This is a genomic window from Exiguobacterium sp. s36, from assembly GCF_018618345.1.
GTDB classification, from domain to species: Bacteria; Bacillota; Bacilli; order Exiguobacteriales; family Exiguobacteriaceae; genus Exiguobacterium; species Exiguobacterium chiriqhucha.
The window spans coordinates 20,906-35,290 of record NZ_JACSLW010000002.1 but is presented as its reverse complement, the minus strand read 5'-3'; the positions used below and the strand labels follow the sequence as shown (position 1 = coordinate 35,290).

The 14,385-nt window shown below is 51.7% G+C and carries 17 protein-coding genes; 13 read left to right on the top strand and 4 right to left on the bottom strand.

Annotated features, from left to right (window positions below; genetic code table 11):
- Positions 1–55: 55 nt before the first annotated feature.
- From KNP95_RS05650 to KNP95_RS05625, 6 genes are all read left to right on the top strand, one after another.
- Positions 56–1,000, top strand: coding sequence for a carbohydrate kinase family protein (locus KNP95_RS05650; protein WP_214836015.1), 945 nt, complete (start codon positions 56–58; stop codon positions 998–1,000).
- Entirely contained in the window at positions 997–2,427 is a 1,431-nt protein-coding gene (locus tag KNP95_RS05645) for a sucrose-specific PTS transporter subunit IIBC (RefSeq protein WP_021067362.1), read from the top strand. Before KNP95_RS05650 ends, KNP95_RS05645 begins: the two co-directional genes overlap by 4 nt.
- Positions 2,428–2,445: 18 nt before the next feature.
- The gene (locus KNP95_RS05640) at positions 2,446–3,864 is read left to right on the top strand and encodes a glycoside hydrolase family 32 protein (protein ID WP_058763572.1); all 1,419 of its coding nucleotides are present in this window, start codon (positions 2,446–2,448) and stop codon (positions 3,862–3,864) included.
- Between the two features lie 108 nt (positions 3,865–3,972).
- Positions 3,973–4,260, top strand: coding sequence for a hypothetical protein (locus KNP95_RS05635; protein WP_214836013.1), 288 nt, complete (start codon positions 3,973–3,975; stop codon positions 4,258–4,260).
- A gap of 81 nt (positions 4,261–4,341) precedes the next feature.
- Complete coding sequence (locus KNP95_RS05630) at positions 4,342–4,758, top strand: YhfM domain-containing protein (protein WP_214828045.1); 417 nt, start codon at positions 4,342–4,344, stop codon at positions 4,756–4,758.
- Positions 4,759–4,834: 76 nt separating this feature from the next.
- Positions 4,835–5,254 carry a YhfM domain-containing protein gene (locus tag KNP95_RS05625; RefSeq protein WP_214828043.1) on the top strand — a complete coding sequence of 140 codons (420 nt, stop codon included), beginning with the start codon at positions 4,835–4,837 and terminating at the stop codon, positions 5,252–5,254.
- A 22-nt stretch (positions 5,255–5,276) separates the two neighbouring features.
- Here KNP95_RS05625 and KNP95_RS05620 read toward each other — a convergent pair whose 3' ends face one another.
- Complete coding sequence (locus KNP95_RS05620; RefSeq protein ID WP_214828041.1) at positions 5,277–6,122, bottom strand: alpha/beta fold hydrolase; 846 nt, start codon at positions 6,120–6,122, stop codon at positions 5,277–5,279.
- Positions 6,123–6,237: 115 nt separating this feature from the next.
- Between KNP95_RS05620 and KNP95_RS05615 the strand changes: the two genes are divergently transcribed.
- From KNP95_RS05615 to KNP95_RS05605, 3 genes are all read left to right on the top strand, one after another.
- Complete coding sequence (locus KNP95_RS05615; RefSeq protein ID WP_214836011.1) at positions 6,238–7,233, top strand: helix-turn-helix transcriptional regulator; 996 nt, start codon at positions 6,238–6,240, stop codon at positions 7,231–7,233.
- A 218-nt stretch (positions 7,234–7,451) separates the two neighbouring features.
- A complete protein-coding gene (locus KNP95_RS05610; RefSeq protein ID WP_214828038.1) occupies positions 7,452–8,312 on the top strand; it encodes a metal-dependent hydrolase in 861 nt (286 codons plus the stop codon).
- A gap of 8 nt (positions 8,313–8,320) precedes the next feature.
- A complete protein-coding gene (locus tag KNP95_RS05605) occupies positions 8,321–9,079 on the top strand; it encodes a DUF817 domain-containing protein (protein WP_214755934.1) in 759 nt (252 codons plus the stop codon).
- A 41-nt stretch (positions 9,080–9,120) separates the two neighbouring features.
- On the opposite strand, the gene KNP95_RS05600 is transcribed toward KNP95_RS05605, so the two are convergent.
- Positions 9,121–9,528: a hypothetical protein gene (locus KNP95_RS05600; protein ID WP_214756656.1), complete on the bottom strand. Its 408-nt coding sequence runs from the start codon at positions 9,526–9,528 to the stop codon at positions 9,121–9,123.
- Between the two features lie 219 nt (positions 9,529–9,747).
- Here KNP95_RS05600 and KNP95_RS05595 point away from each other — a divergent pair, with 219 nt between their 5' ends.
- The 4 genes from KNP95_RS05595 (at position 9,748) to KNP95_RS05580 (ending at position 12,847) form a co-directional block, all read left to right on the top strand.
- Positions 9,748–10,020, top strand: a complete 273-nt coding sequence (locus KNP95_RS05595) for a hypothetical protein (RefSeq protein ID WP_214832697.1) — start codon at positions 9,748–9,750, stop codon at positions 10,018–10,020.
- Between the two features lie 380 nt (positions 10,021–10,400).
- Entirely contained in the window at positions 10,401–11,261 is an 861-nt protein-coding gene (locus KNP95_RS05590) for an ABC transporter permease subunit (protein WP_214836010.1), read from the top strand.
- Complete coding sequence (locus KNP95_RS05585) at positions 11,261–12,307, top strand: ABC transporter permease (protein WP_214719637.1); 1,047 nt, start codon at positions 11,261–11,263, stop codon at positions 12,305–12,307. Before KNP95_RS05590 ends, KNP95_RS05585 begins: the two co-directional genes overlap by 1 nt.
- 123 nt (positions 12,308–12,430) lie before the next feature.
- Positions 12,431–12,847 carry an SRPBCC family protein gene (locus KNP95_RS05580; RefSeq protein WP_214756653.1) on the top strand — a complete coding sequence of 139 codons (417 nt, stop codon included), beginning with the start codon at positions 12,431–12,433 and terminating at the stop codon, positions 12,845–12,847.
- A 458-nt stretch (positions 12,848–13,305) separates the two neighbouring features.
- On the opposite strand, the gene arr is transcribed toward KNP95_RS05580, so the two are convergent.
- Positions 13,306–13,722 (bottom strand): NAD(+)--rifampin ADP-ribosyltransferase, encoded by a 417-nt coding sequence (gene arr, locus KNP95_RS05575; RefSeq protein ID WP_214756651.1) that lies wholly within the window; start codon positions 13,720–13,722, stop codon positions 13,306–13,308.
- 140 nt (positions 13,723–13,862) lie between these two features.
- Positions 13,863–14,309, bottom strand: coding sequence for a GNAT family N-acetyltransferase (locus KNP95_RS05570; protein WP_251130855.1), 447 nt, complete (start codon positions 14,307–14,309; stop codon positions 13,863–13,865).
- Positions 14,310–14,385: the final 76 nt, after the last annotated feature.

Genomic DNA, 14,385 nt, shown 5'->3' with positions numbered 1-14,385 from the left:
GGAACCGGTTCGACAGATGCTACGAAGCAATACATTCAGACATGGAGGTGGACGGATGAATACCGTACATTGCATTGGTGAACTATTGATTGATTGGGTTTGTGAGGACGCGTCGAGCGACCTCGTCAACGGGACGACATTCGTGAAGAAAGCAGGGGGCGCACCGGCAAACGTCGCGGCCGTCGTCAGCAAACACGGTGGAAGCTCGAGCTTCCTCGGTCAAGTCGGGGCTGACCCGTTCGGCCGATTTTTAAAACAGACGCTCGTCGACAACGGTGTCGGCGTCGAGAACCTCGTTGAGGAAGGTGACACGACGTTCGCGTTCGTCTCGATTCAAGAAGACGGAGAACGGGACTTCACGTTCCGCCGCGGCAGCGACGGTGACTACGCGTTCGAGTCGATTGACTTGTCGGCATTCAAGCCTGGAGACATCGTCCATTTCGGGTCGGCGACGGCGCTCCTCGACGGCGAGTTAAAGAACGCCTACTTCAAACTTCTTCAGTTCGCCAAACGTGACGGCCTGTTCGTCTCGTTCGATCCGAACTACCGTGACGCGCTTGTGACCGACCTCGAGGCGTTCAAACAAGATTCGCTCCATTTCATCGCTGAATCCGACTTCGTCAAATTGAGCGAAGAAGAGGCGCACTTGTTGACGGGGCTTGATGATTTAGACGAGGCGGTCACGTCGCTTCTCGAAGCGGGTGCGAAACGAATCGCCATCACGCTCGGCTCGCGCGGGACGCTGATTGCGACGAAAGATGTCAAAGATGTCATCGCTTCAGTGAAAATCGACAGCGTCGATTCGACGGGAGCGGGCGATGCCTTCGTCGGAGCCTATCTATATCGGTTGTCGACACTCGGGATGGATGACGACCGACTCTTGCAGGACATCGAATATGCGAACGTGACCGGTGCATTGACATGCACGGCATACGGCGCGATTCCAGCCATACCATCACAACAACGCGTGCTTGAAGCGCTAGGAGGGAAACCAGCATGAACTACAGACAAGAAGCAGAAGCGATTTTAGAGGCAATCGGCGGAAAAGACAACGTCGCCGCCGCGGCCCACTGTGCGACCCGGCTCCGCCTCGTCTTGAACGACGAATCGAAAGTCGATGAGAAGAAGTTGGACGCCTTAGACGTCGTCAAAGGGACGTTCTCGACGGGTGGCCAATATCAAATCATCATCGGTACAGGTACGGTCAACAAGGTATACGCCGAATTCGCTCAACTGACAGGCCTCGGCGATATGTCGACAAGCGACGTCAAGTCGGCCGGTGCGAAGAAAGGCAACCCACTCCAACAGTTCGTTAAGATGTTGTCTGATATTTTCGTCCCGATCATCCCGGCCATCGTCGCCGGTGGTCTCTTGATGGGGATCAACAACTTGCTCACGGCACCTGATTTGTTCTTCGAAGGTAGCTCATTGATTGACCAGTACCCTGGCATCGCCGACCTCGCCGCGATGATCAACACGTTCGCCAACGCCGCCTTCGTCTTCTTACCTGTCCTGATAGGTTTCTCCGCCGCCAAGCGGTTTGGGGGTAACCCGTACCTTGGCGCCGCGCTCGGGATGATCATGGTTCACCCGGATCTCGTCAACGCCTATGCGCAAGCAACGGTCGGCGATATCCCGGTTTGGAACATTCTCGGCTTTGAAATCGAAAAACTCGGTTACCAAGGACAAGTGTTACCGGTCCTCGTATCTGCTTATATTTTGTCGAAACTTGAAATCAACATCCGTAAATTCATGCCAGCTTCACTCGATATCTTGCTCACACCGCTCCTTTCGCTCCTCATCACGGCGTTCGTCACGTTCGCCTTCGTCGGACCGATCACGCGTGAAGCGGGTAACTTGATTATCGACGGTCTCGTTTGGACGTACGACTCACTCGGCTTCTTCGGCGGTCTCGTCATGGGTCTCTTGTACGCACCAATCGTCATCACAGGGATGCACCACAGCTTCATCGCCATCGAGACACAACTTCTCGCGGATATCGCACGAACAGGCGGATCGTTCATCTTCCCAATCGCCGCCATGTCGAACGTCGCACAAGGTGCGGCCACACTCGCTGTCTTCTTCTTGACACGTGATCAAAAGATGAAAGGTGTCGCTTCGGCATCTGGTATCTCGGCACTCCTCGGAATCACAGAGCCGGCCATGTTCGGGGTCAACTTGAAACTACGCTATCCATTCATCGCGGCCATCATCGGTTCAGGGATCGCCTCGGCGTTCATCGTCGGACGTGAGGTCCTCGCCGTCGCCCTCGGTGCGGCAGGTCTTCCAGGGATTATCTCGATTGCACCAGCGTCAATCGTCTCGTATATCATCGGGATGGCCATTGCCTTCGCGGTCGCCTTCGGATTGACGTTCGTGCTCGCAAAACGCCAAGCGAAAAAAGAAGCAGTAAAAGAAGCAGCTTAAGAAAAAGGAAGTGATGTTATGAGTTGGACGAAGGCAGAGCGTTATCGCTCGTTACGTGACGTGAGTGCCCTCGAGATGGAGACGCTCCGCACAAAGACGGCGGCTTCCCCGTGGCGGTTCGGATACCATATCCAACCGCCGACGGGACTCCTGAACGACCCGAACGGATTCGCATATTACAACGGGGAATATCACATGTTTTATCAGTGGTTCCCGCTTGGACCGGTACACGGTCTCAAGCATTGGTATCATGTCACATCACCCGACCTCGTCACGTGGACGGACCGCGGGGTAGCGTTAGTCCCGGAGACGACCGAAGATTCACACGGTGCCTATTCAGGCAGCGGCTTCGTGAAGGACGGAGAACTCCACGTCATGTACACCGGCAATCACCGGACGGATGACTGGACGCGTCACGCCTCGCAAGTGATCGGCGTGTTACGAGATGGAAAGATTGAGCGTCGCAACGTCGCGATCCCGGAAGTGCCGGCCGGGTACACGGAACATTTCCGTGACCCGAAAGTGTGGCTCGAGGACGGTGTTTATTACGCAGTCGTCGGGGCACAACGCACGGACGAGACGGGATGCGTCGTGTTGTATCGCTCGAGCGACTTGGACGAGTGGACGTTCCTCGGTGAGATTGAGACAGGACTCAATCCGTTCGGCTACATGTGGGAATGTCCTGACGTGTTCGAACTGAACGGACAGCACGTCCTCGTCTTCTCGCCACAAGGAATCGAACCGAACGGGCACCGCTATCACAACATCTATCAGTCCGGTTTCTTGATCGGCAAGCTCGATGTGGAGACGATGACGTTCACACACGGCGCGTTCGAAGAACTCGATTTCGGTTTCGATTTCTACGCCCCCCAGACGACAGAACAGGATGGACGTCGCGTGCTCGTCGGTTGGATGGGACTCCCGGAGATCGAGTATCCGACAGACCGGTTCGGTTGGGCCCACGCCTTGACGTTACCACGTGTGCTCACGATCGAGGACGGGTCGCTCAAGCAGCGTCCGGTGGCGGAGATGACAACGCTTCGCCAAGACACATTTCTCGACGCGACTGGCACGTCGCTCAGCGTCGCGACACCGGACCGTTACGAGCTGGAGCTGAAAACGGATGGGAGAGACTTCAGCCTCGACTTGCTTCAAGTCGGCGACGAGTCACTCGTCATCCGTTACGACGCAGCGGCAGGCGAATTGACGATTGACCGGACGAACGCCGGAGAGCCGTTCGCGACGGATTACGGTACGACACGGACGAAAGCGATTGCCGTGACGTCGCTTCATTTGTTCGTCGACTCGTCAAGTGTCGAATGCTTCGTCAATGACGGGGAGGCGGTCGCGACGCTCCGTGTCTTCCCGAGCGAGCTCGAGAAACAGTTGCGCTACGAAGGCGCGACTGCGAGCCTGACCGGTTGGACGTATCAATAAGGAAAAGCTGAGCTTCGGCTCGGCTTTTTTGTTTCCCATTAAATGGGGCACTGTATGCTATTCTGATAATAGGGAATAAATTACATATGATAGAGAGGGATGGTTTACGTGTGGATGGTTTTAGGATTACTGGCGATTGGGGCGACACTGGTCAATTTATATACGTTCAGCGTCGGGAAAGATTACAAGCTGCCGATGGCGCTTGCGTTGTCCTTGACCGCATTGACAGTATGCGCGGATTACAGCTATTTATCTGTCTGGGTCGAAGCGGAGGATTGGAGTGCGTTGGCGGATGTCATACCAGGTATGGGACGGGCATTATGGGTGCTCACCAGCATCTCTATTATCTTGAACCTGTTGCCGATTTTCTTGGAGCGAACGCGGAAACAGGCATGAATGATATGATGTCAAAAATTGTGAAACCTTTCGTCAAGATTTTCGTAAAAGATGACTATCAACGTGAATGGGGTGGAGGACATGAAATTAAATCGAGCCATGTTGACAGGGGCTTCGGCGATAATCAAAGCGTTGATGGAACCGGACTGGAATGAATTGAACAACGAAGAAATGACTCAAGCGCGAGTCGCTGAGTCATCAGGGATCGGTTCGTTCAATGAGACGGATTTCATCATGTTCAACGGAATCGAAAAAGTGAGACCGTTCGCGGACATGTTGCGCAATGCAGATGAAGCGCTCGAAGATTCCATTCACGGGGAACCGGACTTTGACCTGGAACTTCATTGGAAAGGCGGAGTGATGGCGCAGTATCATCTTTGGCTCGGTCAGAAGCAGCACCCGAGCTATTTGATGGACGTGACCCATCCGCACCTCATCTACCGCGTGTCGGCAGACATGACGAATCAGTTGATTCAAGTGCTCGGGGTGGATGAGTGATCGATAGACATGTGATGGGAACTTTACTAGCTTTCATCGCGTATATCAACCATACACAAACAAAGGGAGTCTATTCATGAAACAACGTCATATGTCAGTTCTTGGTTATATAATATTAGCCCTTACTTTGACTGGCTGCGGCTCGAACGATTTTCGGACGGATGGGATTGAAGAAGTCCGCGTCTCGAAATCGGACGGTTTTTCAAGTTTCCAAGAGCGCGATGTCGTCACGTTCGACGAACCGGAAGCGATACGAGTATTCGAAGACATGCTGCGTGAAGCGGACGAACTTCCCGGTGTCGCCAATGTGGTCGGTCCTGAATACGATATTGAAATCCACTTCGAGGACGGGGAGATGGACCGCTATTACATCTGGCTGAACGATGATCCGAAATCCGTCAGTAGCCTGTACGACGCGGACGATACGAACATCGGGTACCGCCTCCCGGCGGACGTGACGGAGGAATTGATCAACCTGCTCGAAGCGGGCGACTAAAAAAGACGCCCGGAATGGCGTCTTACGAGTTGAAGCGGATAAAGCGTTCAATCTGTTGCTCGCTCTTCCGCGCTTGACGACCGATCCAAATCAGATGACCCGGGCTGTTCAAGATGGTGAGCTGGGCATGCGGGATGAGTCGCTTCGCATGATGCGCGTGGCGGACCGGGACGGCCTTGTCATTTTTGGAGTGGACGATATACGTCGGACACGTCACCCCGAGCAGCGCTTCATCGGTCACTTGTTGCCGCAAGTCGAACTGGGCACCGAGACCGAACGCCATTTGGTTCGCGACCCGTTTCAATAGGAAGATATCGTACGGGGTCACTTCGTCACGAATGACATCGAGTGCGAGCAGGCTCGTCGATTGAATCATGCGGGCTGTCGCTTCGAACGGTTGTTTTTGAATCGCCCGGAGCACGAACTGTCTCATGGCGAACTGTAGCGCGATGAACGCCGGTTGGGCGACGTTACGGCTGATGTAGTGCCGATACGGAAAGTCGACGACACTCGTCACCGCGGCTGCGAGCGTCAGACTGAGCGCATGCTCATTCTGCGACGCGAGCTCGATGGCGGTCGGTCCCCCGGCCGAGATGCCGTACACGTGATACTGATCGATGGCCATGACTTCCATCATGCGACGTAAATTGGCGGCGAACGCTTGTGGTGAGGCTGAAAATGAGTACGGAGTCTCACCGTAACCGGGACGGGATGGGACAATGACCCGGAAACCGGACACGACGAGCCGGTCCACATGGTACGGTTCGAGGCTTGACGACTGGGTCCCATGAATCAGGATGATGATCGGACCGTGACCTCGGTCCATATATTCGATTTTTGTGCCGTTGACGTGCGCGTAATGTTTCAAAGCGGAATGGCCTCCTTAAACGCATTGTAATGGAAAATAACTTTATTTCATGGAAATAACATGCTACTGTCTGTTTATACATATTTTACATAGAGAAATGAAAGGGGATTAAACCGTGAACAACCGAGAACGGTTACTCGAGGTGAGACGGTTTTTCGAACGCCATACAGATGACAACCATCCGAAGACGTTAGAAGACTTGCTCGAATATTTATCTACTATCGGAGATACTTCTAAGTTAGCAAAAAAATCAGTGAAAGACGACATCCAAGCATTGACCGATTCGGGGTTCGAGGTGCAGGATGAGCTCGAGAAGAACGGCCTCGCCAAAAAATATTGGCATTCGGCCCGCTTGTTTGAAATCCATGAGCTCCGGATGATGGTCGATGCCATCGTCGCGGCGAAGTTCATCTCGGAAGACGTGACAGAGCGGATCGTCGAGAAACTTCAAAAACTGACGAGCATCCCGGAAGCGGAGACGCTCCAGTCGATTATTAAAACACCGAAGAAGAAACATGGACAGATCCCGTACCATATCGACCGCATCCAGCGTGCGATTCAGGAACAAAAGGCGATCTCGTTCCAATACACGGACGTCATCGGCTTTGATGCCACGAAGCGGACGTTCCCGCTCCGCCGTGACGGCGAACGTTACGTCGTCAATCCGATTGACCTGCACTGGAACCATGAGCAGTACTATTTGATCGGTATCGATGAGTCGATCGGGGAGATCCGAAACTATCGCGTCGACCGTATCGTCAACTCGGAAATCGTCGAGGATGACACGCCGCGCATGAAGCATCATCTGCCGGACGACTACTTCCAAAAGTCATTCAATATGTACAACGGGCTCGACGAAGAAATCGTCCTCGCCGTCGACGAGCGGGTCCTCCCGGTCATCTTCGACAAGCTCGGCGAAGACGTCTCGATTACGCAAGACGGTGACCGCTTCCTGATCCGTTTTGACGCAGCCGTCTCGGACGGCTTCGTCTTCTGGCTCTTGTCGCTCGGGACGCAAGTCGAAGTGCTTGAACCGGTGACGCTCCGCGACCATATGCGCGATACGATCGAGGCGATGGCCGGACGATATGCGAAGGCGAGCATTCACTAAACGATTGAAATGAAGGTATGATATACTGCTTGCGACACTTGTAGAAAGGGGACAGGCGGATGTTGAATTGGATGCCTTTAATCATTCCGATTGTCGCTGTCATTTTTGTCGCCGTCGTCGCAAGACGCGCCATGAAAATGGACCGAGAAAAATAAGCTAGGACGGACATCCTCCTCGTCATGAGGGGGATGTCTTTTCCGTCCAAAAGGAGGAGACCGTTGGATACGATTACCCATACGCTGTTCGGTCTGACGCTCTACGGGGCGGCCGATAAGCGAGACTTTCAGAAACAAGAAAAACGGGCCTTATTCGTCACGACGCTCGTCGGGAGTCAAATCCCGGACAGTGACGTCATCTCGCGACTATGGGACACGGAAGGGATGTATCAGATGTGGCACCGCGGCATCACCCATTCGATTTTTCTCGTCCCGTTGTTCGCGCTACTCATTTACCTACTTGTACGCGTCTTGTTCAAGGTGACCGATATCCGTTATTTCTGGTGGGCGCTCTTGTCGGTGTTCATCCATAACACGGCGGACTTATTCAACGCCTGGGGAACGGGTTACTTCGAACCGTTATCGGCTGTCCGGATCACGTTCGGCGTCATCCCGATCGTTGACTTCGTCTATTGGGGCATCTTCCTCGTTGCCTGGCTGATCGCACGTCGAACGGACGTCAGGCACACGGTGTATCGCTACGCCTGGGCAGCGATCGTCGTTCACGTCCTGATTCAAAGTGCGCAAGGGGCATACTTGTATCAGTCGTATGCCGCCGATCACGACGAGGTGGCGCTGTCGGCCTCGTTCATCCCGACCCAGTTCACCGTCATCACGAAGACCGACGAGTCGGTGTCGATTTACAGCGACTCGGTCTATCAAGAACCCGAAGTCCAATACGAGTTGACGAGTGCCGACGATGCAGATCTTGCACCGCTCTTCGCCGAGAACAAAGAAGCAATCACGCTCAAACAGTGGTCCCCGTTCGTGGTCGTCGTCGAGGATGACGAGCGACTCGGTCTATATGACCCGCGCTTCTTTGACGGCGAGTCGTCGTTCTTATACGAATACATCGAATTGTAGGTGAGAGGATGCGACGTCTCCGTTATTTGTTCATCTTTGGTTACGAACAAGCACTCAGCTGTATCTTCCCGGTCGCCATCTTCGGTGCGCTCGCGCTGACGAAATGGTTCGACTTTCCGCTCCCACGCTATGACGTGCTACTCATCTGGTGTCTGTTCGTCCAAGTCGTGCTCGTCAAGACCGGGCTCGAGACGATGGAAGAAGTGAAAGTCATCAGCTGGTTCCATGTCATCGGGCTCGGCCTCGAGCTGTTCAAAGTCCAGATGGGGTCGTGGAGCTATCCGGACGAGGCGCTGACAAAAGTGTTCGGCGTGCCGCTCTATGCAGGCTTCATGTATGCGAGCGTCGGCAGCTACGTCGTCCAATCGTGGCGCCGGCTCGATTTGGAGTTTCTCAAGATGCCACCGCCGCTCATCGCGTTCGGCCTTGGGATCGCCATCTACTTCAACTTCTTTTGGCACCACATCTGGCTCGATTTGCGCTGGGTGTTGATCGGGCTCGTCTTTCTCGTCTTCGGCCGTACCATCGTCACGTACCGGCTCGACGACCGCCGTTTCACGATGCCCGTCGTCGTCGCCTTCTTTTTGATTGCCTGCTTCATCTGGTTCGCGGAAAATATCGTCACGTTCTACAACGGTTGGGCATATCCGAACCAGTTGAGCGGTTGGGCGCTCGTTGACCTCGGCAAGCTGTCGTCGTGGTTCCTGCTCGTCATCATCAGCATCTTGCTGGTGGCGTGGCAGAAACGAAGACAGGGGCTCTCATGAAAAAACGTGTGCACCCGCTTCGGGTTGCACACGTTTTTTGGTTACGTCGTTCGTTGTTTGGAGCAGGCGACCATATGGACGATGAACACATAGAGCGGGAACGTGAATGTGAGCGCGATAATCAATAGCCCGACGACCCGACTTGGCCATGCCGCTTCACCAGGGGCGGGGACGATTTGTGTCCAGGCATAGGTGAACAGCGCCAAATAAGGGAGCCATAACACGTACAGGGATAGGTTCCATGGTGAAGGTGCGAGTTGCCTGACACGTTTGATGATGAGCCGCGTGAACAAGATGAGTGAAACAAGACCGAACATAGTGATGGCTAGCATATAAGCATCACCCATCAACAAATAAAGCCGTCCGCTGTTGGCGAGCAGTTGAATGTTCAATAATAGCAGAACCGCGAGGAAAATGGAGATAGATTGTAACTTGAGGAAGTGGGCCATATAGGACTCCTTAATCTGATAGGATGATGAAACATTATACGGCAATGTTCGTATAATATGAAAGAGGTGATCAGGTTGGCACAATTAATTGCGTTTTGGTTTGTCGGATTCATATGTGTGCTTTCGACATTTGTATATATGTCACAATGGCGGAGCGAGCGCAAATTGATGAAATTGCTAGGAGCTATATTCAGCATATGCATCGCAATCATTTGTTTTATGATTGCCATACCTGATACATATGATCGCGCGCTTGGCCGTTATGAGACAGAAACTGGGAGTTGCTATGTCGTTGACAATCAGTCGAAACAAGGCGGCGTGACGCTCTGGTTTGAAGAGGAATCTTACGATTTTCCGGACATACCGGAGGACGTTGCATATGGACCAGGCACGTTGTTTGATTGTACCGTCACGTTGACGAAAGTGAATTCGACTGGAGTTGACTATGTGTTGAAGTCGAAAGATGGCGATACGCTCTTTTCAACATACTAAAGTATTCTTCTAATTAGAAGGATATTTTTTTATGGTTTTTCTGCCATTCATCCTATGAATTTAATTATTAATTGAAATCTACTTTTCCGATAAAGCAATAAGGTGAGTCCAACGGAAGTCGTCAAGTTTTAAAGAACGCTGATTTTCATGTAGAAACTGTTTAATCAAGAGACAATTTAGATTTCTGAAATTTTCGGAATATTGTTTTTATTCATAAATGATTATGATAAAATCATAACAGTGTAAATGGGGAAATTTTACTTCGGGATGAAGGATATGCTTTATTTTGGAAGCGTTTTTTGGATTTTATAGTTTATGGTTTATAAGCAAGCTCGAAACGGTTATGAGATTGTACTTGTTTTTTGAAAGGAGAGAATCGGATGAATTGGATTGCTCAAAAATCGGCTCAGTTTTTCATCACGCTATTTGTATTGATTGCGATCAGTGCCTTGCCGTCACTCGTCGTGCAACTCGAGTTCGTGCCATCAAATTACTGGAATGGGATTCAACAACAATTCAGTCAGTTGGCGAAACTCGATGAGATTACATACTACAACGTCACCGCACAACGCGAGTTACCGTTATTGCCAGACCTCGCCCCGCTCATGAAAGAGACGGTCATCATCTTTATGACGTCACTCATCGTCTCGGTCGGGTTCGCCCTTCTGTACGCCTATTTCTTTTATCGGAGCGGAAAGCGCGTGCGCACGGTGCTCCAGCAAACGAGCCAGACACTCGAGATGATCCCGGATTTGTTTTGGCTCATCGTCTCGCAATTTCTTGCCATCACGATTTATAAGAAGACAGGGTTCGATCGAATTGAAGTCGCAGGTGGGTTCGCCGAATACATACGCTTTTTGCCGATTGTGACGTTGACGCTCACGATTCTGTTCTTCTTCCTCAAGTGGTTGACGAAACATATCCTCGAGGAGGAGGTGTCGTTGTTTCTCGAACTGGCCCGGGCCAAAGGCGTCCGACCGGCCGCCCTGTTCTGGAGACATTTGCTCCCGAATTTGGTGTACCGCTTCTACCTCTTTTTCCGCTCGAACTTGATCACGGTGCTCTCGAGTCTGTTGATTATCGAGTATTTGTTCAACGTGCAAGGGATTTTCCGGTTCGCCGTCTATAATCCGGTCATGCCGATCCTGCTCGTCATCTTGTTGGTCGTCTATATCCCGATTTTCATATTGGATTTAGTAGCGGAATGGCTCATCCCGAACGCCTGGAAAGGAGGGATTTGATGCGACGCACGTTACTGCGGGACCCGATTTTCATCATCGGGTTCGTCATTTTTGCCAGCTTGCTGTTACTAAGTATCGGGAATACCGTATTCCGCGATGGCCAAGTCGACCAATTTTTGAACCGTTACTCCGACGAAGGTCGGTTGATTGGCATTCCACCGCTTGAACCGTCGAAAGATCAATGGCTCGGTACCGACCGGGCCGGCAACGACTTGTTCCAGATGATGATCGAAGGCTTTAAGTGGACGGTCGGTATTTGTGCGACCGTTGCGCTCGGACGGATGGCGTTCGGCCTATTGATCGGGATTCCACTCGCGTTTCGCGGGGCGCGCGTGAACCGAATCTTCAAAATGGTGTTAGACGGGTTTTTGATTCTACCGATTTCTTTGTTGGCTATGATGATGCTATTCCCGTCCTTTTTCTTCGCGGATTCGACCATGGTGCCGCCGCTGCTGGACCGCGTGACGCTGCAGTTGACGGTGTTCGTGGCGCTCGGCTTGCCTGCGGTCACGCTTTATCTCATTACAGAGGTCCGGCAATTGCTCAAACAAGAGTTTATGATCGTCGCCGAGACGTTGGGCGGCAGTGTGTGGCACCGGACAAGGAAACACTTATGGCCGCACCTCGTTCCGACGTTGGTCATCGTCTTCATGCAACAGTTCGTGCAAACACTCATGTTGCTCATTCATCTGTCGTTGTTCGGCGTCTTTTTCGGAGGCACCGTCTTCCTGTTTGAAGGGGTCCGACCGACGCTGTTTGAATGGTCGTCGATGTTCGGTTTTTATTTCACGCAGTTCACAGCGACGACATGGATGACGAACCATATGTTCCTCGTTCCGGCTCTCGGCCTGTCACTGCTCGTCTTCCTCAGCAACTTGCTGACGAGCCGCCTCGAGCGGGCGTTCCGATTACGACGCCAAGAGGCGGTCGTCACGGAAGAGACGATGTCTCAAACGGAGGCGGCGGCCGCGTCGCTCGCGGATCCGTTCACACTCGTTCATACAAATCATTCGACTCAATTCAAAAAACCGCCTTCTTCTATTTAGTTAGATTGGAGAAGGGGTTCATCGAACGCATATCGAATGAAAGTGATGTAAAGGATAGTTGGATGTCATCCAGTGTCGACGTTAAAGCGTTTAGAAACAATTCATTTCAAAGGAGATCATTAGATGGAATCAAATACAGTGACGGTGTCATCAATTATTGAAGCACCTATCGACAAAGTATGGCGACTTTGGACGGACCCTGAACACATCAAACAGTGGAATCATGCATCCGAAGATTGGCATACGACGGAAGCTGAAAATGACTTGAGAGCCGGAGGAAAGTTTCGAAGTCGGATGGAGGCGAAAGACAAGAGTATGGCCTTCGATTTTGAAGGTGTGTATGATGAGGTTCAAATTAATCACCTCATTCAATATCGCCTCGAAGACGACCGTAAAGTAAGCATTTCATTTGTTTCAGAAGGTGAGCAGACTAAAATCGTTGAAACTTTCGATGCGGAATCGATGAATCCGCTCGAGTTACAGCGCCAAGGCTGGCAGGCAATCCTCGATAGTTTCGCAAAGTACGTTAGAGAAAATTAATACGAAAGACACTCTGTATACATGTTGGCATCGACATATACACAGAGTGTCTATTCTTTATTATTTTTGAGCCAATTATTGGATGGATTGTATCATTTTCTATTTGGTCGGGAGACTTTACGATTCAGTGCAACCAGAAATGGAGGTAGGAGACGATAAAGATCAAGACGTTCACGTCCATGTTTATCATGATCTATGTCGTGATAAGCCTTCCCGCAATGTTAGGAATTGGCTATGTGATTGATTGGATACCGGATGCGAGTCTGTCCCAAAAACTAAAAGGATATGTGATAGAAGGATTGACGAATGGATTTCAGCTTAAGGTTGCAATCTCAGCGATAGCCAATCTGATGCTAATCTTCTTGCTGTCGAGACGTAGAGCCAATCAGTCACTTCGATAGACATCAAGAGATACTTGCGTTTGTTGTGGGATTTCTTAAAGGTGCTTCTCCTTCGTGTCAGTCGTCAATCACATCTTCCCCGGCTTGTCGCATTTTCTCAAGCGATTCAAGCATATGCGTGATCACATCGTCCGGATGGCGTTCCCACGCCCCGAGCTCGGCCACGACTTTGAGCGGGGCGCTCGACCGGTATGACCGGGTCGGGTTGCCGGCGAAGCGCTTGTCCGTCAAGTTCGGGTCGTTCTCGAAGTCACCCGTCGGTTCGACGAGATAGATGCGCTCACGAGCCTTACCGCTCGCCAGTTCGGCACCCCATTTGGCGGCGTCGAGGGTGGCGGTGAAATAGATGTAGTTCGACTGCTTGTCTTGATAGTTCGAGCGTCGCTGCGGTTCAAGCAAATCCCCTAGTTTCAGTTCGGCTTTCGTCCCGTGGAAAAACGGGCCGGGGTCGAGCGATCTCATGTCATCGGTCATGCTTCATCTCTCCTTCAGTCAGGTTGTCTTCACAGTATAGTGGATGAATTTAGGAGAAGACAGTCTGTTTTTGGCTCGTGAATCACGATATAATAAAGACGGGAAGAGCGTTCGGCTCTTCCTTTTTCGTTACATAGAAATCAAAGTTGTTTACGGAACGAATAACTCGTGATGGCGTAGTCCATCTTATCTGTATAAAAACGGTGCGCCTCGGTTCGAGCGAGTCCTGACTCGAGGGAGACGTATTTGGCACCAAGGTCGCGGGCGTATTCGTGGACGAAGTGAAGCAACATCTCGCCGTATCCGTTCGAGCGATGGTTCGCGCACGTCACGAGGTCGTAAATGAAGACGTGCTTCTCGAGATAGAGATTGACACGTACCTCGATCCCCGCGAGTGAGACGATGGTATCGTCGGCGTATAACGCATACAGTTCATAGCCTTGCGGTCGCATGGCGGCGACGAGCTCGTGATAGGCATCGAGCGTCAGGTCGGTGCGCAGTTGGCTCATGACAAGGAACGAGTCATTGAGTTCGCGTGACGACTCGATTGGTTTGATGGAATAGATGGTCGATGGAATGGGAATCATGCCTCCTTGAGGGGATATTGTATGTAGATTTCGCTCTCGTCAGTCAGGATTCCTTTCCTTACTTATAAACGGACAG